This window comes from Streptomyces sp. NPDC002537 (assembly GCF_053594975.1).
This window is the reverse complement of sequence record NZ_JBSFWT010000041.1, coordinates 25,612-47,551: the sequence shown is the minus strand read 5'-3', so window position 1 is coordinate 47,551 and position 21,940 is coordinate 25,612. Positions and strand designations below refer to the sequence as shown.

At 70.3% G+C, this 21,940-nt stretch carries 25 protein-coding genes and 3 pseudogenes; 12 read left to right on the top strand and 16 right to left on the bottom strand.

Translation table 11 applies throughout. The annotated features are described in order from the left end of the window. The first annotated feature begins 244 nt into the window (after positions 1–244). From ACWD4A_RS19765 to ACWD4A_RS19745, 5 genes are all read left to right on the top strand, one after another. Entirely contained in the window at positions 245–1,642 is a 1,398-nt protein-coding gene (locus ACWD4A_RS19765; protein WP_451195483.1) for a cytochrome P450, read from the top strand. Positions 1,643–1,823: 181 nt separating this feature from the next. Then, positions 1,824–3,053, top strand: coding sequence for an FAD-dependent monooxygenase (locus ACWD4A_RS19760; protein ID WP_451195481.1), 1,230 nt, complete (start codon positions 1,824–1,826; stop codon positions 3,051–3,053). Positions 3,054–3,125: 72 nt separating this feature from the next. Further along, on the top strand, positions 3,126–4,151 hold the full coding sequence (locus ACWD4A_RS19755) for an NADP-dependent oxidoreductase (RefSeq protein WP_451195479.1): 1,026 nt from the start codon (positions 3,126–3,128) through the stop codon (positions 4,149–4,151). 162 nt (positions 4,152–4,313) lie between these two features. Beyond that, on the top strand, positions 4,314–5,669 hold the full coding sequence (locus ACWD4A_RS19750) for an FAD-dependent oxidoreductase (protein WP_451195477.1): 1,356 nt from the start codon (positions 4,314–4,316) through the stop codon (positions 5,667–5,669). A gap of 16 nt (positions 5,670–5,685) precedes the next feature. Further along, the gene (locus ACWD4A_RS19745; protein WP_451195475.1) at positions 5,686–6,438 is read left to right on the top strand and encodes an SDR family NAD(P)-dependent oxidoreductase; all 753 of its coding nucleotides are present in this window, start codon (positions 5,686–5,688) and stop codon (positions 6,436–6,438) included. Positions 6,439–6,553: 115 nt separating this feature from the next. Here the strand turns inward: ACWD4A_RS19745 and ACWD4A_RS19740 are convergent, their stop codons facing one another. Then, positions 6,554–7,768: an amidohydrolase family protein gene (locus ACWD4A_RS19740; protein ID WP_451195473.1), complete on the bottom strand. Its 1,215-nt coding sequence runs from the start codon at positions 7,766–7,768 to the stop codon at positions 6,554–6,556. Positions 7,769–7,926: 158 nt separating this feature from the next. On the opposite strand from ACWD4A_RS19740, the gene ACWD4A_RS19735 reads away from it, so the two are divergent. After that, on the top strand, positions 7,927–9,366 hold the full coding sequence (locus ACWD4A_RS19735; protein WP_451195471.1) for a hypothetical protein: 1,440 nt from the start codon (positions 7,927–7,929) through the stop codon (positions 9,364–9,366). A gap of 51 nt (positions 9,367–9,417) precedes the next feature. Here the strand turns inward: ACWD4A_RS19735 and ACWD4A_RS19730 are convergent, their stop codons facing one another. From ACWD4A_RS19730 to ACWD4A_RS19720, 3 genes are read right to left on the bottom strand one after another with little or no spacing between them, the layout of a single operon-like run. Then, the gene (locus tag ACWD4A_RS19730; protein ID WP_451195469.1) at positions 9,418–9,708 is read right to left on the bottom strand and encodes a hypothetical protein; all 291 of its coding nucleotides are present in this window, start codon (positions 9,706–9,708) and stop codon (positions 9,418–9,420) included. A gap of 50 nt (positions 9,709–9,758) precedes the next feature. Beyond that, positions 9,759–10,025, bottom strand: coding sequence for a hypothetical protein (locus ACWD4A_RS19725; RefSeq protein WP_451195467.1), 267 nt, complete (start codon positions 10,023–10,025; stop codon positions 9,759–9,761). Between the two features lie 5 nt (positions 10,026–10,030). Further along, on the bottom strand, positions 10,031–10,597 hold the full coding sequence (locus ACWD4A_RS19720) for a DUF5994 family protein (RefSeq protein WP_451195466.1): 567 nt from the start codon (positions 10,595–10,597) through the stop codon (positions 10,031–10,033). A gap of 295 nt (positions 10,598–10,892) precedes the next feature. On the opposite strand from ACWD4A_RS19720, the gene ACWD4A_RS19715 reads away from it, so the two are divergent. From ACWD4A_RS19715 to ACWD4A_RS19705, 3 genes are all read left to right on the top strand, one after another. Next, on the top strand, positions 10,893–11,369 hold the full coding sequence (locus tag ACWD4A_RS19715) for a DUF5994 family protein (protein ID WP_451195464.1): 477 nt from the start codon (positions 10,893–10,895) through the stop codon (positions 11,367–11,369). A gap of 568 nt (positions 11,370–11,937) precedes the next feature. Beyond that, complete coding sequence (locus ACWD4A_RS19710; protein WP_451195513.1) at positions 11,938–12,360, top strand: YjbQ family protein; 423 nt, start codon at positions 11,938–11,940, stop codon at positions 12,358–12,360. A gap of 132 nt (positions 12,361–12,492) precedes the next feature. Then, the gene (locus tag ACWD4A_RS19705) at positions 12,493–12,921 is read left to right on the top strand and encodes an STAS domain-containing protein (protein ID WP_451195462.1); all 429 of its coding nucleotides are present in this window, start codon (positions 12,493–12,495) and stop codon (positions 12,919–12,921) included. 201 nt (positions 12,922–13,122) lie between these two features. Here ACWD4A_RS19705 and ACWD4A_RS19700 read toward each other — a convergent pair. Continuing rightward, positions 13,123–13,221: pseudogene (locus tag ACWD4A_RS19700) on the bottom strand (phosphorothioated DNA-binding restriction endonuclease); the annotation flags it as partial. A 69-nt stretch (positions 13,222–13,290) separates the two neighbouring features. On the opposite strand from ACWD4A_RS19700, the gene ACWD4A_RS19695 reads away from it, so the two are divergent. Both ACWD4A_RS19695 and ACWD4A_RS19690 read left to right on the top strand, forming a co-directional pair. Next, entirely contained in the window at positions 13,291–14,025 is a 735-nt protein-coding gene (locus ACWD4A_RS19695) for a hypothetical protein (RefSeq protein WP_451195460.1), read from the top strand. A gap of 11 nt (positions 14,026–14,036) precedes the next feature. Further along, on the top strand, positions 14,037–14,402 hold the full coding sequence (locus ACWD4A_RS19690; RefSeq protein ID WP_451195458.1) for a 5-carboxymethyl-2-hydroxymuconate Delta-isomerase: 366 nt from the start codon (positions 14,037–14,039) through the stop codon (positions 14,400–14,402). Between the two features lie 239 nt (positions 14,403–14,641). Here the strand turns inward: ACWD4A_RS19690 and ACWD4A_RS19685 are convergent, their stop codons facing one another. From ACWD4A_RS19685 to ACWD4A_RS19675, 3 genes are all read right to left on the bottom strand, one after another. Then, complete coding sequence (locus ACWD4A_RS19685; protein WP_451195456.1) at positions 14,642–15,064, bottom strand: PIN domain-containing protein; 423 nt, start codon at positions 15,062–15,064, stop codon at positions 14,642–14,644. After that, complete coding sequence (locus ACWD4A_RS19680) at positions 15,061–15,276, bottom strand: type II toxin-antitoxin system VapB family antitoxin (protein WP_053752751.1); 216 nt, start codon at positions 15,274–15,276, stop codon at positions 15,061–15,063. Before ACWD4A_RS19680 ends, ACWD4A_RS19685 begins: the two co-directional genes overlap by 4 nt. A 101-nt stretch (positions 15,277–15,377) precedes the next feature. Continuing rightward, the gene (locus ACWD4A_RS19675; protein ID WP_451195454.1) at positions 15,378–15,626 is read right to left on the bottom strand and encodes a hypothetical protein; all 249 of its coding nucleotides are present in this window, start codon (positions 15,624–15,626) and stop codon (positions 15,378–15,380) included. A 50-nt stretch (positions 15,627–15,676) separates the two neighbouring features. Here ACWD4A_RS19675 and ACWD4A_RS19670 point away from each other — a divergent pair. After that, positions 15,677–15,994: pseudogene (locus ACWD4A_RS19670) on the top strand (SDR family NAD(P)-dependent oxidoreductase); the annotation flags it as partial. 401 nt (positions 15,995–16,395) lie between these two features. On the opposite strand, the gene ACWD4A_RS19665 reads toward ACWD4A_RS19670, so the two are convergent. The 8 genes and pseudogenes from ACWD4A_RS19665 to ACWD4A_RS19630 all read right to left on the bottom strand — a co-directional run bounded on the left by ACWD4A_RS19665 (position 16,396) and on the right by ACWD4A_RS19630 (position 21,606). After that, on the bottom strand, positions 16,396–17,307 hold the full coding sequence (locus ACWD4A_RS19665; RefSeq protein WP_451195452.1) for an exonuclease domain-containing protein: 912 nt from the start codon (positions 17,305–17,307) through the stop codon (positions 16,396–16,398). A gap of 220 nt (positions 17,308–17,527) precedes the next feature. Beyond that, the gene (locus ACWD4A_RS19660) at positions 17,528–17,899 is read right to left on the bottom strand and encodes a hypothetical protein (protein WP_451195450.1); all 372 of its coding nucleotides are present in this window, start codon (positions 17,897–17,899) and stop codon (positions 17,528–17,530) included. A gap of 163 nt (positions 17,900–18,062) precedes the next feature. Beyond that, a complete protein-coding gene (locus tag ACWD4A_RS19655) occupies positions 18,063–18,908 on the bottom strand; it encodes a bifunctional 5,10-methylenetetrahydrofolate dehydrogenase/5,10-methenyltetrahydrofolate cyclohydrolase (protein ID WP_451195448.1) in 846 nt (281 codons plus the stop codon). Next, complete coding sequence (locus tag ACWD4A_RS19650) at positions 18,905–19,525, bottom strand: cyclodeaminase/cyclohydrolase family protein (protein WP_451195446.1); 621 nt, start codon at positions 19,523–19,525, stop codon at positions 18,905–18,907. Before ACWD4A_RS19650 ends, ACWD4A_RS19655 begins: the two co-directional genes overlap by 4 nt. Further along, complete coding sequence (locus ACWD4A_RS19645; protein ID WP_451195444.1) at positions 19,518–20,657, bottom strand: hypothetical protein; 1,140 nt, start codon at positions 20,655–20,657, stop codon at positions 19,518–19,520. The genes ACWD4A_RS19650 and ACWD4A_RS19645 overlap by 8 nt, the downstream gene beginning before the upstream one ends. Before the next feature lie 227 nt (positions 20,658–20,884). Then, complete coding sequence (locus ACWD4A_RS19640; RefSeq protein WP_451195516.1) at positions 20,885–21,130, bottom strand: hypothetical protein; 246 nt, start codon at positions 21,128–21,130, stop codon at positions 20,885–20,887. A gap of 67 nt (positions 21,131–21,197) precedes the next feature. Next, positions 21,198–21,404 (bottom strand): annotated as a pseudogene (locus ACWD4A_RS19635) (DUF7848 domain-containing protein); the annotation flags it as partial. 70 nt (positions 21,405–21,474) lie between these two features. Next, complete coding sequence (locus tag ACWD4A_RS19630; RefSeq protein WP_451195442.1) at positions 21,475–21,606, bottom strand: hypothetical protein; 132 nt, start codon at positions 21,604–21,606, stop codon at positions 21,475–21,477. Positions 21,607–21,940 lie beyond the last annotated feature (334 nt).

Sequence of the window (21,940 nt, the reverse complement as noted above, 5' to 3'; positions counted from 1 at the left end):
GATTGCTTTCCGTTTCTCGGCAGGCGAGAAAAGGGTGACGAGCGGCGCCCGAACTATGCGCTTGACGCGGCGCAGGTTCCGCTTGTTAGTGTGCTGGAGATGCCAATGGCGGCTACACCGGTTGTACGGACCGGGTGGCCCGAAGGGCTCTTTACGGGGGATATATGTACGGCGCTGTCGACGTATCTGAACGCATTCCCGGGATTTTCCGCCCGGTGTCCGAATTCTTTGGGGTGGCGGCCGCGTGAGCGCGCCGCCGAGCCCGGTGTCCGCACGGCGGATACCGGGGCCGCGAGGCGTGCCCGTCCTGGGCAGCCTGCCGCAGTGGAAGGCGTCGACCGCCGAATTCCTGCTCCGGGTACAGCGTGATCACGGCGAGATCAGCCGCATCGGACTCGGTCCGCAGACCGTCCATCTGGTTTCCGGCCCGGACGAGGTCGGCCATGTCCTGAAGGGCAACAGCGGCAACTACGTACGGGGTGCTCTCTACGACCAGTTCCGCATTGTCATGGGCGATGGACTGCTCACCACGGACGGCGACTTCTGGAAGTCCCACCGCCGTTCTCTTCAGCCCGCATTCCTGCGCAAAGCGGTGGCCGCCGTCGGGTCCCATACGGTCGACGCGACGAACGAAATGCTGGACGACTGGGAGGTACGGGCGCGCCGCGGCGAGCCCGTCGATCTGATCACCGAAACCCTGCGGCTGACCCTGGTCGTGCTGAGCCGGTCGCTGTTCGGCTTCGACATCCGGCCCGCCGCGCCCGTGCTCAAGGACGTCGTGGACAACTCCGTCGAGGTGATGTTCAAGCACGGCTCCGTGGCCGAGATGCTGCCCTCCTGGATGCCGACGAAGCGCAACCGGCTCATCGCCCGGGACCGCCGGATCTTCACCCGGCTGGTCGACGACATCAGACGGCACCACGCGGCCACCGGCGAGGGCCGGCTGACGGAACTCATGGAAGCCGCGACCGATCCCGTCACGGGGGAGCGCTGGAGCGACGAGGAAATCCGCGACGAAATCCTCACGCTCTTCCTCGCGGGGCACGAGACCACCGCCGTGGCCCTGCTGTGGACGCTGCTTTCCATCGCCAACCACCCTTCCGTACAGGAAGAGATGGACGAAGAGGTCACGCGCGTCCTGGGCGGGCGCGTGCCGGGCGCGGAGGACGTGGAGAGCCTGCGGTTCACCCAGCAGGTGGTGGACGAGAGCCTCCGGCTCTACCCGCCGATCTGGGTCTATCCGCGGGATGCCGTGGAGGCCGACGAACTCGGCGGCTATCACATTCCGGCGAAGTCCTCCGTGCTGCTCTCTCCGCTCGTCTCGCACCGCAACCCGCGGTTCTGGGACAATCCCGAGGCGTTCGACCCGCACCGTTTCGATCCCGAACTCGTCAAACAGCGGCCGAAGATGACGTACTTCCCCTTCGGCGGTGGCGCCCGCATGTGCATCGGCAACCACATGGCGCTGCTGGAGCTGCGGATGGCGGTGGCCATGATCAGCCAGCGTTTCCGGCTGAGCCTGGTGCCGGGGGAATTCGTCCGCTATGGAGACACCGCGATCTCGCTGCGGCCGATGAGCGAGGTCCTGGTCACGCTGCGGTCGAAGGACGGCGCCTCCGTACGGGCCGCTCGGCCCGCCTGAATCCCGCCTGAACCCCACCTGAATTCCGCCCGCCAGGTCCGGGACCGGACCCGCGGACACGTCCATTTCGCCAGCCCTCGTCGCCACCGCTGCCGCGCTCCGGCGCTCCCGCGCGCCTTCGGCGACGACGTGCTGACGCACCTCGAACAGGCCATTCATGCCCGAACACATCGGAGTTGGCATGGGAATACCGGACGCGACGGACGTACTGATCGTCGGAAGCGGCCCCGCGGGGGCCCTTCTCGGCTGTTTGCTCGCCCGCCGGGGGATCGATGTCCTCGTCGTCGAGAAACAGCCGGACTTCGAGCGGGACTTCCGCGGCGAGAGCCTCGCGGCCCCCTCGGTCATCGCCCTGCGCAAGCTGGGCTTCGGCGAGGCGCTGGAGCGCCACGGCTATCTGGAGAGTTCCGGGGTCGGCATGTGGCTCGAAGGCCGCAGGGTCTTCCATGTCGACTACAACCGGCTCCCGGTCGGCACGCTCCCCATCGAATTCCCCCAGCCGCCGCTCATCCGTATGTTCCACGAGGCGGCCGCCGGGCTGCCGCAGCACACGTTCGCCTCCGGCACACGGTTCACGGGCCTGCTGGAGGACGCCGACGGGGTGGTGCGCGGCGCGGCGCTCAAGCAGTCCGACGGCGAGCCCGCCGAGGTCCGGGCCCGGCTGGTCGTGGGCGCGGACGGCCGCTTCTCCAAGGTGCGCAAGGCCGCGGGCCTTGACCCGACCGTGTTCCAGGCGGAGCGGGACCTGCTCTCCTTCCGGCTGCCCCGCCCGGACGGCTGGGCGCTCGAGTCCGAACTCGTCGTCGACCACAACAGGCACCTCGCCGTCCTGCCGACGTACCCGGACGCGCTGCGCGTCAGCCACAACCTGCCCAAGCGCGGCCTGGGCGGGCTGCGGAAGCAGGGCTTCGACGTCTTCCGCGAGCGGGTCGCCGCCATCGACCCCCGGCTGGCCCCGTTGATCAGGGAGCATCTGCGCTCCTGGGACGACACCAGCTTCCTGGAGGTCTTCAACGCCGAGGTGGACGAGTGGGCGCGGGACGGGCTCGTGCTCATCGGCGACGCCTCCCACACGGCCACGCCGACCCTGGGACAGGGCGTGAACCTCGCGTTCCAGGACGTGGCCGCCCTGACCCCGCTGATCGCCTCCGCGCTGGCGAAGGGCAGCACGCCGGACGGCAGCGTGCCGGCGAGCACCTTCGCCGAATTCGTCGCGGCGCGGCGCGGCCACAAGACGTTCGTGACCGGATTCCAGCGCCGGCAGGAAGCCTCCTTGGCGATGCACACACCCTGGCAGACGGCCCTGCGACGGATGCGGATGCGCACGCTGAACGCGCTCCCGGTGAAGTACCGCCTGTTCGACAAGCTGCTCAACACCCCGCACGGCATCGACCCGGCCGACGAGCGCTGACCCCCACCCCGGCCACGCCGGCAACCCCGGCCACGCCGGCAACGCGAAGCACCGCAAGGAGGACCCGTCCACATGACCGCACTTCCCGTCACGAGCCGTGAGTGGCACCTGGTGGCCCGACCCGAGGGCGAGCCGAAGCCGGAGGACTTCGCCCTGCGCGAGGCGCCGGTCACCGCACCCGCCCCGGGACACGTCCTCGTCCGCAACCACGCCTTCTCCGTCGACCCGTACATGCGCGGCCGGATGGGCGACACCCCGGGCTACGCGTACTTCCCGCCGTACCCCCTGGGCGAGGTGCTCGGCGGCCACGCGGTCGGTGAGGTCGTCGCCTCCGCCGCCCCCGGGATCGCGGTCGGGGACCATGTCCTGCACTTCGGCGGCTGGCGCGAGTACGCCGACATCGCGGCCCCCGACGCCACCCCTGTCGACGGACGGACGGTGCCCCTCACGGCGTACCTCGGCGTCCTCGGCATGACCGGCCTGTCCGCCTACGCCGGGCTGTTCGAGGTCGCCTCCTTCAAGAAGGGGGACACCGTCTTCGTCTCCGGCGCGGGCGGCGCGGTCGGCGGCCAGGTGGGTCAGATGGCCCGGCTGAGCGGTGCCTCGCGCGTCGTCGGCTCCGCGGGCACGGACGAGAAGGTGCGGCTCCTGGTCGAGGAGTTCGGCTTCGACGCGGCCTTCAACTACCGCACGGCGCCCGTCGCCGAGCAGCTGAGGAAGGCGGCTCCGGACGGCATCGACGTCTATTTCGACACCGTGGGCGGTGACCATCTGGAGGCCGCCGTCCATTCGCTCAACGAGTACGGACGCGTCGCGCTGTGCGGGGCCATCGCCCAGTACAACGACGTCGAGCCGCCTCCCGGGCCGCGCAACCTCGCGCTGGCCATCGGCAAACGCCTGACCATGCGCGGCATGATCGTGACCGACCACGAGGGGCTGCTGCCGCGGTTCACCGAGCAGGTGTCGGCCTGGGTGCGCTCCGGCGAACTCGTCTGGCGCGAGACCGCCTTCGAGGGCATCGAGCGGGGCGTCGACGCGTTCCTGGGGCTGTTCCGCGGCGACAACACCGGCAAGGCGATCGTCCGGCTCGACCACTGAGCGCTCCGCCGGAAGTCCCGTACGCCATCCGCGGGGTGGGTCGTGGCCGGTCGCGCGGTTCCCCGCGCCCCTTAGGGGCGCCACCGAACCGCACCGGACTTCGCCAAGACCGCTTGGACCCCGCACCGCACACCACACCAACACGCTGTCGAGGGAGGGAACATGGGTGCTGCCGTCGGCAGACATGCCGTGGTCATCGGGGGGTCCATGGGCGGGCTGCTGGCGGCCCGCGTGCTCGCGGACCGCTTCACCGAGGTGACGGTGCTGGACCGGGACGAGCTGCCCGGCACCGCGCGCCCGCGCCGGGGCGTACCGCACGCCGAGCACGGACACGCGCTCCTCCTCGGCGGCAAGCGGACCCTGGAGGAGCTCTTTCCCGGGCTGGGCGACGAACTGGTCGCCGCCGGAGGCATCCCCTTCGACCCGGGCCGCGACCTTCTCATGCACCAGATGGGCGCGCTGCGGCAGCGCTTCCGGAGCGGCAGCCAGGGTGTGAGCCTCACGCGCGCGCTCCTGGAGCACGCCGTGCGCGCCCGCGTCGCCGCCCTGCCCGGGGTGGAGATCCGGGACCGGACCGCGGTGTACGGGCTGACGGGTGTCGCCGGCCGGGTCACCGGCGTGGAACTGGAGGGCGGCGCGACGCTCTCCGCCGGCCTGGTCGTCAACGCCTCCGGCCGTGGCTCGGGCGCCGACGGCTGGCTGCGGGCCCTGGGCCACGAGGCTCCCGGGACCGATGTGGTGAAGGTCGGCGTCGGCTACACCACCCGGCTCTTCCACCGGCGCCCGGGGGAGCGGCTGGCCGGCCACGGCCTGCTCCACCTGATGGCCGGCGCCGCACCCGGGGACAAGCGGGCCGCGTCCGTCTTCGCGGTCGAGAACGACCGCTGGATGGTGACCCTCGGCGGCTGGCACCAGACGCACGCCCCCACCGACCCGGACGGCTTCACCGCGTTCGCCGCCGCGCTGCCGAGCAAGGCCGTGCGCGACATCGCGTGCGGCTCCGAACCGGTGGACGGCGACGCCGCCAAGAAGTTCACCTTCCCCGCGGCCAGACGCCGCCGCTACGAGCGGCTGCAGGCGGTGCCGTCCGGCTTCGTCTCCCTGGGCGACGCGTTGTGCAGCTTCAACCCGCTGTACGCGCAGGGCATGACGGTGGCCGCCCTGGAGGCGGTGGAGCTGGGGCGCGCCCTGGACGCGGCCGGTCACGCGGGCCCCGGGATGGTCCGCGCGTACTACGCGGCCGTCGCCGGGGTCGTCGACCCGCCCTGGCAGATGGCGACCGGAAGCGACTTCGCTCATCCGGAGACCACCGGCCCCAAGCCGCGCGGCACGCAACTCCTCAACTGGTACACCGGGCGCCTCCTTCTGGCCAGCCATGTCTCCGTACCGGTGAACCGGACGCTCATGGACGTGCAGCAGCTCCTCGCGCCGCCCAGCGCGCTGCTGCGGCCCACGACGACCGTGCGCGCCCTGCTCGCCGCCCGGCGCTCACCGTCACTCTCCTCAACGAACCAGTAACAGAAGGTAGTTCCCCATGGTCAAGGAATTCTCCGGCAGGACCGCTCTGATCACCGGCGGTGGTTCGGGCATCGGCCGGGCCGTCGCCCACCGGCTGGCGGAGGCTGGCGCGGCCGTCGTGGTCACCGGCCGCGACAGCGAGAAGATCGACAAGGTCGCCGCCGAGCTCACGGCGGCCGGTCACGCCGCCCTCGCCGTGGTGGCCGACGTCACCGACCCCGACGCGGTCGCCGCGTCCGTCCGCGCGGCGGTCGACACCTTCGGCGGGCTGCACCTGGCGGTCAACAACGCCGCGATCCCGGGCCCGAAGGGCATCACCGGCGAGTTCCCGCCCGCGGAGTTCCAGAAGGTCATCGCGACCAACCTCACCGGTGTCTTCAACAGCCTCCACCACGAACTCCCGGCCATCGTCGCCTCGGGCGGCGGCGCGGTCGTCAACATGGGCTCGATCCTCAGCGTGAAGGTCCTCGCGGGCTCGCCCGCCTACACCACCGCCAAGCACGGCCTGATCGGCCTCACCAAGACCGCCGCCGTCGAATACGCCCCCTTGGGGGTGCGCGTCAACGCCGTCGGTCCGGGCTTCGTCGAGACGCCCTTCCTCGTGGACTTCGACGACGACGCCAAGAAGTACTTCGCCGCCCTCCACCCGGCGGGCCGCTTCGGCACCCCGGAGGAAGTCGCGGAACTGACCGCGTTCCTGCTCTCCGAACGGGCGTCCTTCGCGTACGGCGGGTACTACCCGGTGGACGGGGGGTACGCCGCGGCGTGAGCGGGCGGGTGGGGGCGACGGCCCTTCCGGCCGGACCTCTGCCCGAGCCCCCGTCCGGCCTCTGCCTGAACCTCTGCCTGAACCTCTGTCCGGCCTCTGTCCGGCCTCCGTCCGGTTACGCCCCCGTGAGGCCCGTCAGGGCGTTCTCCGGGACGTGGGGCCGGCCGGCGGCCAGCACCAGGCGGATGTCGCGCAGGGCACCGAGATCGTCGAGGGGGTTGCCGTCGACGACGAGGAGGTCGGCGCGGTATCCGGCGGCGAGGCGCCCGGTCTGTTCGGCGATGCCCAGGGCGCGGGCGGCCTCGACGGTGGCCATGTCGATGATCCGGGACGCGGGGAAGCCGAGGTACTGGAAGAACTCCAGGCTGCCGACGAGGTTGTCGAAGTCCGCCCGGGGCACGCCCGCGTCCGTGCCGGCGATCAGGGTCACGCCCTGGTCGGCCATCCACCGCACGCGCGCGAAGATCGCGTCCGCCCGCTCGTACCCGAACCGCTCCGCGAACGCGCGCCAGTTGGGGCTGGCCGCCGGGCACACCCGGATGCCCTTGGCGGCGATCTCGGCGACGACGTCCTCACGGGCCTCGAAACCGCCGTCGACCATCCATGTGCAGTGCTCGATGGTGTCCACTCCGGCGGCGACCGCCGCGGCGATCCCCTCCGTGCCGTGCGCGTGCGCGGCGACCGGCAGGCCGAGCCGGCGGGCCTCCGCCACCACGACGCGCAGCTCGTCGGTGGTGAACTGCGACTCCCAGGTCGCGTGTCCGCCCTTGGTGAGCCCGCCGCCCGTGGCCATGACCTTGATGACGTCAGCCCCGTCGGCCGCGTTGCGGCGCACCATCTCGCGGATGCCGTCCTCGCCCTCGACCTCACCGCCGAGGAACCAGCAGTGCCCGCCCGGCACGGTCACCGGCCGCCCGGCGGCGAGGACGCGCGGGCCCGGCACGTCGCCCGCGGCGATCGCGTCCCGCAGCCGCATCGCGAGCCCGCCGCGGTCACCGAGGTCGCGCACCGTCGTCACCCCGCTGCGCACCAACTGCCCGGCCCGCTTGGCCATGCCCAGCAGCAGGCCGGTGTCGTCGCTCTCCTCGAGGGCGCCGACCGGGTCGGCGCTCGCATCGAAGGCGAGGTGCACATGGCAGTCGACGAGCCCCGGCAGCACGGTGGCCTCCGGCAGCGATATCCGCCGCACGTCCGCCGGTACGACCGCCTCCACCTCGGCCCGGGGACCCGCCGCGACGATCGCGTCGCCCCGGACGAACACCGCGCCGTCCTCCACGCACTCCCCGGCGGGCCCGGTCAGTACCCGCCCCGCCATGACCAAGAGGTCCATCACGTCACCATTTCCGTACCGGATTGTTTGTTCTTCCTCATTCTGATCGGCTCGCCCGCCCGGTGGCGCAGGGGCCTCGGCAACTCCTCGCCTGTGGAAAAGGGCGTCAACCCGGTGCGCGTGCGGGAGGATCGGAACAGTGCACGAGGGAGGGGCGCATGGGTAAGCGCGGACGTCGCCGTAAGAAGGAACAGGCGAAGAAGGAGCAGGCCGCACCGACATCGGTGATGATCGATTTTCCGCCTGGCGCGCCCCGTATCCGTGTGGTCGTCAAGTCCGGTCAGCCGCAGCAGGCCCAAGAAGTCGCGAAGCTGTACTGGGAGATCACCGAGGACGGTACGTGGGCCCGTACTGTCGGAAGCATCGGCGAGCAGCAATGGGCGGCGGCCACCGCGACGTCCGTCTCGCACGCGATTCTGCTGAACTCGCTGTGCGCCAACTGCGGCGAGCCGATCCGGGTCACCAACCGTTCGTGGGCCGTCAAGGTCGCCGGAAAGTACCTCGACCGCCCCAACAGCGAGTACCTGTGCCCCGAGTGCGACGCCGTCCAGGAGCAGGAACGGGAGCGCGAGTACGAGCGCAGGGCGGAGGCGGCCCGAGCCGAGAAGGAACGCGAGGAGCGGAAGGCCGAGGAAGAGGCGGGCAGGATCGCCGAGGCTCTCGCGGGCGAGGCGGCCAAGGACGGTTCCGGCAGCCGCGTTCCCTACGGCAGCCCCGTCGCGCTCGCCCTGTACCCGGCCTTGGTCGGCCACGCCGCCTACCGCCCCGACAAGCCCTTGCCGAGCGTGGCGGACCTGGGCCTTCTCGGATGGACCGGGGATACGGACCGGGACGGGGCGGCCATGCTCGACCTGTACGACGCGCACCTCGTGGCCATCGCCCCCGAGACGCCTCGGAAGGCGTTCGGCCTCTCGGAGGAGGACGGCAGCCTCCGCTTCCACGGCATGGCGGCGCGGTGGCGCCTGGTCGGCGGCGGCAAGGTGGCCGACGCGCACGCACAGGCCGTGACGAACTACTTCATGACAGGCCCCGGGCCGGAGGCACACGAGACCCGCCAGGCACTGGCCGAGCTTGTCGAGCACATGGAGATCGTCAACGTCATCCGCTACCTCGACGGTCTGTTGACGAAGAAGTACCAGTACCCCGAGGTACCGGAAGGGCGCCGCCGGCAACTCGCCGATGTCGTCAAGAAGGGCTTCGGCGCCGGATACACGTCAGGCCAGATGATCTGCTTCGCCTGGCGGGCCGCGGACACGGCGGCGGGATGGAAGGAACGCAACGCGCTGGGGCCGACGGAAGCGTCCTCCGCCGCGGTCACCATCCTCAACGACAAGATCGACAAGGCCGTTGAGGTCCACCACGCCATACCCGAGTACGAGCCGCCACGCTGGCATCAGCAGCCTCTCGCGCTTGACGCGCTCAGGGAGCTGAACGCCGACGTCAAGCGCGTGCGCGACCGTTCCGTGATCGACGCGTGCCCCCGGTGCGACCAACACGGGCTGCGTGAGACGGACACGGGCGCCGTCACCCGGTGCGTGCACGTACCGCCGGTCGTTCCTCAGGGGACGGAATCACAGGACGAGCCGGCCGACGCTTGACCCGCTTGCCCCACTTGACCCATGGGGTCACCCGTGTCGACCGTGAGTGCTTCAGACCTTGTGACCCTTGTGACCCTGGTGTTCCTGGTGATCCTGTGAGTGGTCGTCCGCTGAAGTCCGGCTGGACGCCAGCCAGGAGCGTGCGGGCTCGGCGGGGTGGGTGGTGTCCACGGTGAGGTGGAGCAGGGTGCCGCCGCCCTGTCCGGCCGGATAGCTGCGCTGCTCGGTGGAGTCGAAGCAGTGCCGGAGAACTTCCGCGACACGGCGGGCGGTGTCGGGGGAGGCGGCGATGATGCGGACGTCCGCGTGCCCTGTGGGAGGCGCTGGTTCCGTAGGTCTCATATCGGCCTCGTTCCCGGGGTGGGGCTGAGGTGTGGTGGCGCGTGCCGGCGTCACGCCCGCCGTCCCCGGCCGGAGAAGAGGCCGCGCCGTCCGCGGTCCTCGTGCTGTTGCTCGCGGCGGGTGCGGGCGATGAGGGGCCCGGTGGGATCGATCTCCGACCGCGGGCGGTTCCGGCTCCTGCTGTCGCGCCAGGGCAGGACACCGCTGTAGCGGAAGCCCGCGATCCTTTCGTCGTGCTGCCGGTTGAGCAGGTGGATCAGGAGGATTCCCACAGCGACGGCGGCGAGGATCACGACGAGCGTGATGGCAATCTGCATGGTTCTCACACCCCTTGGGCGGAGGGGGAAAGGCCGTCGGCCGGGTTCCCGGCCGGTGACGACGCGGTTCCGCCGTCGGTCTCCCACGCCTCTTCCCGGCCCCGTGACTCCGCCGCCTCGTCGGCAGCGCTCTCGTCGTCCATCAGCATGCTCGCGGTGAGCAGGCTTCCGGGGGTGGACGCGGCGGTCATCAGCCGGGCGGCCGCGGCCGGGCCGGTTTCCGGCGGGATCACCAGCAGGTCCCAGCGGCCCGCGGTGCGGGAGAGCAGGAGCAGCTTGTGCGGGTCCTGTTCGTCCGTGGACCATCCCACGTGCACCGTGTGCCCGGAGACCGCCACCTTGTGGGGGACCACGGGCCAGAAGGCCGGGTTCACCGTGACGCGCGTGATCCGGCCCCAGGCGCGGTCCAGCCTGTCGACCAGGGCGGGCAGTTCGAGGGAGAGGTCGCGTGAGCGGGGCCACCAGGCTCCGTCCAGGAGACCCGGTGTCGCGTCGGCCGGGCGCAGGGCCAGGCGAGCGGGCGGCCGAGGGACGTGCTCGTCCCTGGTCGTACGGTCGATGGTCACAGTCATGACGCGAACCTGCCCCCGGGCGCCTCTTCGGCTGTCCGGCGTTGTCGCTCACCGAAAACGACACCGGCGTGGAAGCCGGTGTACGAAGTGCTCCCGGTCTTTTCACTGTACTCCGGGCCATGGCCCGTGCAGCGCGTGCGACCAGGCATTTTCTCGGGGCGCGGGCCCGTGACCGGTGGTGCGGACCATGGGCCCGTGGAGTACGGTGAGGACAGTCGCGAGCGCTTCGCCCGGGGCTGTCGACGCGGTCCGGACGACGAGCCGATACGCCGGTCCCGGAGGCAGGTGAGCAACCATGGCCGATTCCGACACCCCAGACCTTCCCAGGCTTCTGCCGGATGCGATTCACCATGCCGTGAAACCCGGGACAGCGCTCCTGCGGCTGGAGACGACGCAGGAGCGCGGGGGGATTCTGGACGGCGCGTGGTGGCCGCGTTCCCGCGACATCGGCGCCGAGCTTCCCGGCCTGATCAGTGCCCTGACCGAGCACCTCGGTCCCGTCACGCGCGTCGGCTTGGACCAGAGTGCCTGGGGAGAGCTCCCGGTACGACTGACCATCGGTGGCCGGGTCGTGCACATCGACTCCTTCCCCGTCGGTGACGACACGGTCCTCATCACCCGGGGCGACAACGATCACTTCGCCCTGCTGGTGGTCCCGCCCGACGCGGCGCCCGACGCGGCACGCACCGCGATGGCCAGGGCCGTACGGGCCGACAACATCACCCAGGCCGAACAGATCCTCATCGACACCGGCGCCGGCCGGCAGCCCTGAACCCTGCGGCAGGCTGCTGATGGCCCGGGGGTCAGCGCGACGGTGGGTCCGGGTCCTCCATGGGCTTGGTGGGTTCGGTGGGTTCGGTGAGGCCGACCGGTGCCGTGGCTGCTGTAGCCGTCGTGGCCGTAGGGCAGTGGCAGGATCTTGCGCGGGTCCGGTTCTGCCGTGGACCGGACGGCCTTCACCGCATGGCCGTTGGCGGGCACCTTGCACGAAATGACGGGCCGGTTCTGTGGGTTGACGACGCTGCGGGTCATGCCTTCCCGCAACAGGGCCAACACATCCGTGACTGCGGGCAGTTCGTCTGTCAGGTACCGGGGGCGCGGCCACCTGGGCGGCGGGCGGCCGGAGGATGCATCGGTCAGCGGGGGATGTTCGGTGGTCACCGTCATGGTGTCGACCTGTCTCCGGGCCCGCTGTCCGCGGCCCCGTGCTGTCGCCCGAGAGAGGCACCGGCATGGAAGCTGGCAGGTCGACCGGACGGTGCGTCCCTGCCGACGGACTCCCGGAGGAGCAACCCGTCCGGCCGTCAGTGCTTTTGCCTCGCAAGGGGTACCGGTGAACCCTGTCCGGCACCTTCACCACCTGCACCATCGACACGACGACCGGCTCCACCGAGACCACGCGTGACCTGGCGAACGCATGTTCCGCGTTCCTCCGGGAGGTCGCCCACGGGCGGAACGGGCTGCTGAACGTCTTCACCCCTCACGCGACGTCCGGTCCGGCCGTCATCGAGACCGGCGCGGGCAGCGATGACGACCTGTTGGCGGCCCTCCGCGATGTTCTTCCCGCGGACGACCGCCGGCGAGACCGCTACGGCGGTCCAGGTCACGGCCGTGGCCACCTGCTTCCGGCCCTGGTCCCGCCGCACGCCACGCTGCCCGTGGTCGACGGTGAGCTGGTGCTGGGGACGTCCCAGTCCGTCGTCCTGGTGAACGCGGGCGGGGACAGCCCCGACCGCCGGGTCCGGCTGTCCTTCCTTGGCTGAACCGTCCTCCTCGGCCGGACCGGTCCCGTCCAGCCCTGTTCGCGGCGTGCGGGAAAGGCTACGTTGTGTGGTGAAGCCCCAGCCCCCGGCAGTGTCGAGATGTGCTCCGCTCCCAGGAGGCGTGTGGTGCCCGTGGATCCCGGAACCGTCCTCGTCCCCACTCGCCGGCGGCTCGTTCCCTCCGCCGGACGGGAAGCCCACGTGGTCATGGTCCGCGGAAGGCTGGACCTCGTCGGGGTCTCCAGGCTGCGCGAGCGCCTTCTGCGCGTATCCCACGGCCCCGGAAGCCGGTTGGTCCTCGACCTGTCCGGCGTCACTTCCTGTGATGCCCTGGGGCTCGGACTGTTCGTCGCCACCGCCCGCCGGGCCCGCCGTTCCGGCGGCGCCCTGCGCCTTGTGGCACCGCGTCCCGCCGTCGTCCGGGCACTGGGGGCCAGCGGGCTGAGCAGGCTCCTCCCGGTCCTTCCCGGCAGCACCGGGACGACGGAATCCAAGACGACGGAATCCCAACGGACCACGGTCCCCGGCGGCTCCGTTCCTCGCCGACCGGTGGCCCGCTGATCCCGAACACCGGCTACCACCAAGGGGAGAAGCCGATTGCAGGACGCCGAATCGGAGGACGCCGGCGTACGGGACGGTCGACTGCGCGACGCCCGTCAGACCGCCGGGACGGTCCTGCCGCTTGATGTCCCCTGTGGTCCGGGGACGGCCATTCCTTGGCCTCGGGCCCGGCCATTGATGGTCCGGCGAGTAATCCGGCGGTCAGGCGGCTGTGGCGGGGCGTGGGCTGCCATGGAAGACCTGACTGATGTGCCAGAAGTGGTGGGCCTCCGCGACGGGCCGGGCACCCGGCTGAGGCGCCGCGCGCGCGAGGCACCCCCGAAGCACCCTCGGATTCCTTGAAATCACGGCAGGGCCCGGGAATTCTCTGTGTGCGTCGAGCTGTCGGCCCTGTGGCTCGTACCGGACGCCTCGGTGCGGCTCGTCGCCGCTCTGGTGGTCGGGCTCGGGCTGAGCGTCGGCGGGTACGTGGCCCTGATGGATCCCTCATGGGGGATCGCGGGATTCCTGCTGCCACTGGCCCTCGTCCTGGTGTGCTCCGGTGGCCTGGCGCTGTGGGCCGTGCGCGGCGGCGCGCGCGGTCCTGCCGAACGGACTCGGGCCGAGCCGGCCACGGGATGGCACAAGGCCGGATGGATGCTGCTGGGTGTCGCGATCGGGATCAAGCTGTTCGCGGTGTTCGCCGTCCTGCCCCAGTACCTCCTCGCCAAGTCCGGCACGCTGCCCGGCTGGTACGGCTGTCTCGTCGGCCTCAACGCCATCGTGATCGTCCTGCTCCAGAAGCCCGTCATGACGTGGATCACGGGACGGGGCACCGAGGCGACGCGGACAAGAGCGGTCCTGGTCGCGCTGGCCTGCTGCATGATCGTCCTCGCTGTGCCCGGCTGGTTCCACGTCGAGCGGCCGGCCGGCGCCCTGACCTGGATCCTGCTGTGTTCCGTCGTCGAGTGCGCCGCCGGCTACCTGGACGTCGCCGCGTCGGGAGCGGGCTGCCTGTTCCACAAGGAAGCCGCGGCGGGCCTCGGCGCCGGGCTGTGCGTCGCGCTCAGCCGGGCCGCCGGAGGCTCACGGACGCGGGCGGAGACGTCGCTCGCCGTCGTATAGGGAGGAACCCCATGCCGCACACAGCCGTCGACTTCTCGGACCCACTGGCCGACTCGTTCGACCGCCGTGCGTTCGCGCTCGAACTGCACGAGCTCACCGCCGAGATGATCGACGCCCCGGTCGACAGCTGCAAGACCCGCTTCCGCCGCATGGAGGGAGCCGTCATCGCGGACGGCTCCCCCGGACGCGCGCTCGTCCACGTCGAGCTGGCAATTCTTCCGGGCCGCTCCGAAGAGGCCAAGGCCTGCTTGAGCCGGGCAGTACTCGAACTGGTGACACGCCACACCGCGACGGCGGACGGAACGGAAGTGCATGCCTCCGTGGAGGTGCGCGATCTCGACGCGTCGTACAGCAAGGGCATCACTCTGCCCCGATGAGCACGAGCCGACTGCTCCGGCTGCGCATCTGAAGATCTTCGCGATTGTCCGGTGAGGCGCTGGCGGAGGATACGAGATTCGAACTCGTGAGGGGTTGCCCCAACACGCTTTCCAAGTCTCCGCCTGGAGGTTCCGGTGCGCACGGGAACGTTCTGGCCTGCGGTACAGCCGACTCGGGTGGGGCTTCTGGACAGTGTTGTACGGCGGTGAACGCAACCAGAACTGCAGCCACTGCTGACTTACTTGCCGTGTTCCGGGCCGTACCACTGGAGGGCTTGCCCGGTCACTGCGGCGATGCACTCGAAGTCGTGATCGCGATGGAGCAGGGTGAGCCCCTGCAGCTCAGCGGTCGCGGCGACGAGCAGGTCGACTGCTCCGGCACTGCGGTGTTTTCCCCGCTTGGTAAGGGCTTCCTGGACCTGCCAGGCGCGGTCGTAGGAGCGGTCGTCGACGGGAACCCAGCCGAAGATCAGCCGCATGTCCTCGATGCCGCGCGCCCGGTCGGCGGCCGACCGGGCGCTGTGGAAGAACTCGAGCTCGGTGATCGGGCAGGCCGCGATGAGTCCAACTGCGGCGGCTTGGTCCCAGCCGTACTGCTCCGCGTCCCCGTGCATGAACCGCGCGAGCGCGCTGGTGTCGATCAGGAACTGGGCCGCGTTCACCGGCGGTAGTTCCCCTTGTTCTCGAACAGCTCCAGATCAAATGCGCCGTCGCCCGCCGCGGCCCGCAGCCGGGCGAGAGCCAGGGCGCGACGCCGGCTCTCCAGCACCTCGCGAAGAGCGGTGTTGACGGTTTCCTTCTTGGTGCTCGTCCCGAGAGCTTTCGCCACGTCCGCGACCAGGTCGTCATCCAGGTCGATAACCGTCCGACTCATGTGCACTCCCTGATATCAAATGTGGGATCAAGTATATCTCACGAGGTTTCTTCTGGGGCCGTCGGGTTGCCCCGGCCTGGCCACCGAGTCCTACGCCGGCATCACGCCATGGATGCGGAGAGAGTGGAGACGCGTTCCGCTTCGCGCAGGTGGCACCAGGCATTGAGGTAGGGCGGGGCGAGTTCCAGGTCGCTGAGAGCGCGTACGGTCCGGTTGCCCGAGGCGGCGATGTACTCGACCGTGATGGCTGCACCGGTGTCGATGGCGTGGGCGACCTGGCGGATGTCGCTGTACGACAGATACTTCGCGTACCCGGCGACGATCTCCTCGGTGTCCGTCGCGAAAGGCACCTCACTGTCGAACGGGTCGGGTTCCGGTGTCAACGCCCGGTGAGGCACTGGCGGGCACCGGGTCGCTGACCTGGAGCACGAATCCCAACCCCCAGTTCACCCCGGGAAGCGGTGGCGCCGCCGCCTACCGGTCGTCCAAGGCCGCCCTCAACGCCCTCACCGTCTTCTACGCCCAGACGCTGGACGAGGACGGCTTCAAGGTCAACGCGCTCGCCCCCGGCCTGCGGGCCACCGATCTCAATGCCTGGGCCGCCGCCGGCGGTGACCCGGCCGAAGCCGCGCAGGGCGCACTCCGCCTGGCCATGCTGCCGGACGACGGCCCCACCGGCGGCTTCTTCTCCTGGGACGGAACGCCCGTGCCCTGGTGAGCGTGCCGAGACCCGGAAGCGCGCAGCTCACCGCAGCGGAGGTCCCGTAGCCGGTGAACGGAGCCTCCCGCTCAACTGGGGCCAAGACGGAGACCATGGGACGCCGAAGGCCCCGGCCGGTTTCCCGGTCGGGGCCTTCGGTTTGTGCCCGGTGAGGCACTGGCGGAGGATACGAGATTCGAACTCGTGAGGGGTTGCCCCCAACACGCTTTCCAAATGTTCGTCTGGGGGTTCGGGCGGGTGCGGGGCGGTGCCGGCCTGGGGCGGAGCTGTTGACGGGTGGGCTGGCGGACCCCGCTGGACGGGGGCGAATGAGACCAGAACTGAGACCGCGCGGTGCCTGTTCTCGCAGGTCAAGGCGCAGGGTGGCCCCTGCCAGCGGCTACAGCACGCAGCTGGGGTCAGCTGCCCAGGCGGCGCAGGAACTCGTCTTCGTCCAGGACCTCGATCTCCTGGCCGGTTTCCAGGAGGGCCTGGGCCTTCTCGGCCTTGCCGCTCAGGGCGGCGCCGGGCTTGAGCTGGGTCTGGGAGGCGGAGACGAGGATGCTCGTTTTCTTGGTGACGTTTTTCTCCGGCTGGGCCCCGACTTCGGCGAGCTTGCGGAACGCCTCGTCGCGGGTCATGGATGTCAGCGTGCCGGTGATGCACACGGCCGCCCCGTACAGCTCGCCGTCCGGGGCGGCGTCCGGGTTCGCGCCAGGCAGTGGTGTGCGGGCCCTGGCACTGCGGCCCTTGTGGTGGCTGCCCTGCCATTCACCTGTCGGTGTCATCCAGCCCCATCGGACCTGGTGACCGGACAGGAGAGCGTCGAGAGAATCCGCCTCGGCGGTGCGCATCGCGGCGAGCATGACCTCAGCCGATGCGGTCGCGTCCGCGTCGGCATTGTGGTGGTTGTCGAGGACGATCCCAGCAGCATCAGTGCAGTACGGCAGGCTGTACGAGAGCAGCTTCCATGTGCGGCGGGCAATGACCTGCGAGCACGTGTATCGCAGCTCGGGCCAGGGCAGGCCCTCAGCGGTGCAGGCAGCCCGTATGACACTCATGTCGAAGCCAGCGTTGTGTGCCACGAGGGGGAGACCATCGGCAAACGCGAGGACCTCGCTCAGCGTGGCCTTCCAGTCGGGTGCGCCTGCCACCGCGTCCGACGTGATGCGGTGGACAGCGACGTTGAACGGGTTGAAGTGGCTCAGGCCGGCGGGCGGCTGGATCAGCGTGCCCCAGGTGTCGTTGATGTGGCCGTCGACGACCTTCGCCATGCCTACGGCACACGGGCTGCCCCGGTGCTCGTTCGCGGTCTCGAAGTCGATGGCCACCCAGGAAGAGGACATGTCGCCCACCCTTCCTGTCGAACGATCTTGAGACAAGGGCCGGGCGTCCTTCTGGCCTGGATCTTTCGGGCTTTGAGGACTGGATAGTGCTCGCGGGACGCGGGTTGGAGAAGAGGCCTTGCCGGGACGAGGAACTGCGCGCGATCCCACCAGGCTTGGACGGTGGGCTGGGGGCTCGGTGGCATCCGGGCCTCCAGCCGATCAATCAGTCAGCTCGTAGGGGCGTACTGGCTGAAAAACAGGCGTCCAGCCATTGAGCTTCATCCCGACCAAGGATTGCGCTTCCGCACATAGGGGTGCTCAGTAACCCGCCGTCGATGCTCACCTTCTTCAGCGTCTGCTTCATCTCCTCAGGGGCGGTATCGGCCATCGTCGTGGTGGGACCGGTGACCGGATGGGGCTCCCAATCCAGGTCCGAGTGCAGCAAGGTGGCGGCTCTCTCGCCTTGCTGTTGCACGAAGACCATGCGCTCCCCAGAGTCGTTGACGAAGTAGGAGACGTAGTCTGTGGCGCCGATGGGGAAGCCGCTCAACTTGGCCAGCAGCTGCCTTAGTTCAGTTCCGATATTGGGTGTCATGAGTGGAACGCTACCGGCGTTCCCGTCGAAGATCGACGGGAACAGTCGGACTGGCCACGAAGCGGACGGCGGCAGTGGCTGGCTCAGTGCCACGCGTAATGGCACGGGGTGTTTGGCTTTGGCTTCTCGTATTTGGCGTCCCGTGCTCTGACTGGGTAGAGGATCAAGCCCGCTGCTGCTCTGCGGCCTGCACGGTGTGCCGGAGGAGGAGGGCCGTGGTGACGGGGCCGACTCCGCCGGGCACGGGGGTGAGCGCGGAGGCCGTCTCTGCGGCTTCGAGGGCGACATCCCCGAGGAGGCCGTCGTCGGTGACGTTGGTGCCGACGTCGATGACCACAGCGTCCTTGCCGATGTGGGCGGGGGTGATGAGGCCGGCACGACCGACCGCGGCGACGAGGATGTCGGCGCGGTCGGTGACGGTGGGCAGGTCGTCGGTCCGGGAGTGGCAGACGGTGACGGTGGCGTCGCGGTTGAGCAGGAGGTGGGCGAGAGGCTTGCCCACCACGGCTGAGCGGCCGACGACGGCGACGTGGGAGCCGGAGATCGGGACGGCGTGGTGGTCGAGGAGTTCGATCACGGCTTCGGCCGTGGCCGGGGCGAACGCGGGGCGGCCGACGGCGAGGCGGCCGAGGGATGCGGGGTTGGCGCCGTCTACGTCCTTCTCGACGCTGATGGCCTCCGCGACGCCGTCGAGTCGGATGCCGTCGGGGAGCGGGGTCTGCATGATGATGCCGTGCACCGCCGGGTTTGCCGAGAGCTCTCGCAGCGTCCGACTGATGCTGTCGGCACTGGCGTCGGGGCCGAGGTCGAGGACGTCGCAAGTGATGCCGGCCTTTGTGGCGGCCTTGGCGATGGAGGAGACGTACCAGGCTGAAGACTCGTCCTTGGTGGCGGTCACCACGGTCAGGCGGGGCGGGGTGCCGGCCTCGGCGAGGCGGGCGGCCCGGGCGGTGACGTCCGCACGGATGGCGGCGGCGAGTTCCTTGCCGGGGAGGGGTTTGGCGGTCACCTGGTGATCTCCTTGCGCACGGTGGCGGTGATGTGCTCGGTACGGTCGGCCAGCGCGTCCACCAGGGCGGCGGAGCTCAGCAGGGCGGTTCGGGCGTCGGGGTCTTCGATGCCGGAGAGGTTGATCTCGATGTTCAGGCGGGCGGTCGCAGCTGCTGCCCGTGCGGCCTCCGCTGCGGCGCCGATGTCGGTGATGACGTTGCGGTTGCCGATGGGCAGCAGCTTCTCGGCCAGGGCTACCGTGTCGGCAGCGCAGGTGATGGTGGCCTCGGCAGGGCGGGCGGCGCCGAGGAGGGCGTCCGCGATGGCCGCTGAGCGGGCGGCCTTGGCTTCGGCGGTGTCCTTGGGGAGTTTGTAGGCGTCGGTGACGGCAGTGAAGGCGGCGGCGTCTTCTACGGCAAGCTGGAGTGCCTGCTCGCGCAGGGAGTCCGCCTGTTCCGTGATCCGGGCGACCGTCTCCTCGTGGTCGGCGTACTTCGGGCCGGTGCTGTAGCGGGCGACCATGGCGACCAGGGCGGCTGCCTGGGCAGCGTGCAGGGCCCCTGCGGCGCCCCCGCCAGGAGCGGGGACCTTGGCCGCGAGCTCGTTCAGGTACGTCTCGATGGCTTGATCACGCACGGGCGGTCTCCTTCATGGAGGCTTGGTAGCCGAGGTACCGGGCGATGGGCTGTTCCAGCTCGCGGTAGCACGTGGCCCCGTCGGTGATGGCCCAGCCGCACCCGGCAAGATAGCGGCCCACCGCCCCGGCTTCTCCCGCGGAAAGCTCTTCCGCGACGCTTCGCACCGTCTCCAATTCCTTGTGCAGGAAGGCGGCGGCCTGGTCGAGGTGGAGCACGATGCAGTGGCCGGAGGTCAGGGTCACGGCCCGGTGGTGCAGGAGAAGGGCGAGCAGGTGGCGGGCGGCGATGGCGTCCACCTGGGCCTGCGGGCGGCGGAGCCACGCCTCGCGGGCGATGCGGTCGGCGACCAGGACGCCGGCCGCCCACGGTGCCCAGGCTTCGGAGCAGGTCTCCAGCATGGCGAGGGCTTCGAGGTCGGCGCGGAGTTCGGCGATGACGGCGGCCAAGCGCCGACTGCGGGCCGGGACTTCCAGCTCCGCGCCGGAGCCCTGGCGGTGGCCCCACTCGTGGGCGAGAAAAGCCAGTTGCCGGAGCCTGCGTAGCGGGAAGGCGTGCATGCCTTCGTGCCGGTCGTCGATGAGCGGCAGGACCCGGTCACGGAACAGGGTGGTCAACCGGTCGAGGAAGACAACCCCGAAGGACTGGCGGGCGGGACGCGCGGTGACGGCGAGCTGTTCGGGGAAGAGAACGGCGCCGCCGGAGGCGCGGGCGGTGTACGCCTTCGACGCGGCCACGATCCGCCCGAACGCGAGGACTTGGCCGCGCTCCTCACAAGGTGGGAAGACCTCGGGCATCACGGCGCGTTCCGCGGTGAAGGCCACGGCCTCCAGGCCGTAATGCCCGGGCCAGGGGCCGCCGGGGACCACCATGCGGGCGACCAGGACGTTCTCGCCGTCCTCGTGCACGGTCAGCCGGTGGGCGACCGCGTCCGAGCGCAGCCGACCCAGCGGCAAGGCGCCGCAGCGTTGAAAGTCCTCGTAGGCCAGGGCGACGTGGTCGAGAACGGCGGCAGGGGCACCGGCCAGGGCATGTGGGGTGCGGGCGTCCCGACAGCATGCTTCGGGGCGGTTGAGGTTGTCGGCGTCCACGGCTGACACCAGCGTGGACGCCCAGATGGAGAGGTCGTTCACCTTCGCTGCCTCCTCCATAGAGGTCGGTCAATCGGCTGCCTGCGAAAGTGCGATGGGCGCGTTGTCGGGCCGAACAGGCGCGAGGACGGACAGGGAGCACGGGGTTTTACGGACGATCGTGATCCCGTGCTCGTTGCACCGGTACACACCCGCGTGAAGCGGTCTGAGGCTGTGGCCGCCGTGCGGACAGAGCATGTCGTCGCTCCTGAGACTGGGCCGAGGCGGGCTCACCACTGGACCGTCGGGTGCATGCCCGACCAGTGCGCGGCGCGCTGCCGGGCGATCCGTGTCTCAGCCATCACGTCGCCGCTCTGTACGGCCTGCGCGAGGTCGGCGTCGATCCGCCGGCAGGACGGACAGGACGGTCCCGGCGCGTCGGGTGGGGCGGCGTAGTCGGGGCCGGGACCTGCCCCCAGCGGGGTGGTCACCACGTGTCGCCATGCCCTCTCCAGGTCCGGTCGATCGGCTCTCATCACTGGTGTCGTCCTCCTTCTCCGCGCGCTGGACGTAGGACATGGCCCGGCAATATGTCCAGAAAGCGGTGTGCTCCTCGTGCCGACCGGTGTGTTTCATGCAGGCGAGCTGTACGGGCGACGGGTCGTCCACGCCTTCGGTCTTCCAGTCGCAGGCCAGGCACTGGGCCCCGTAGGTCACGGTTTCGGGGTGCATGACGATGCGGTGGAGAACGAACCGCCATACGCTTCGCACGCACCGCAGGCCCTGCACGGTCTCGCTGGTCCTCACCATCGCGGTGGTCACGGCGCACCCACTTCTGACTGGGCCGGGTGCGGTCTCGGAGTGCCCTCGTCGGGCTTGTTCACCGCGCGATGCCCCGCTTCGCTCCCCGGCCGGGGTAGGCCTTCTTCCGGGCGATCATGAGCGGGCCGTCCACCGTCTTGGGCGGGTGGCCTTTGAAGTGCAGGACCCGTCCGTGCTCCGACCGGCGCATGTCCCTTACGCGACGCCACGCGCCCCCGTGCAGGACCCAGTCGCCCTCCCTGACCCTCTCCGGGGAGACGGGAACCTGCTCCATCCCCCATGGCACCGGGATTTTCTCCACTGCCTGGAGTCCCCTCGTATCTCTCGATCTCGTCGGTGGCGGCTCGCCATTCGAACCCGCCTCCGGGCGGCAGGAGCCAGACGCAGCGCGACAGCGGGTCGTCGGAGAATCGGACCGGGTCACCGATCCCGTGGATGATCCCGACCCGGCACTGCCTGGTGTCGCGTACAGGCACACCTCGGGCGACCCATCCGGGCAGGGCGAGGCGGTCTTGCGGGAGGTT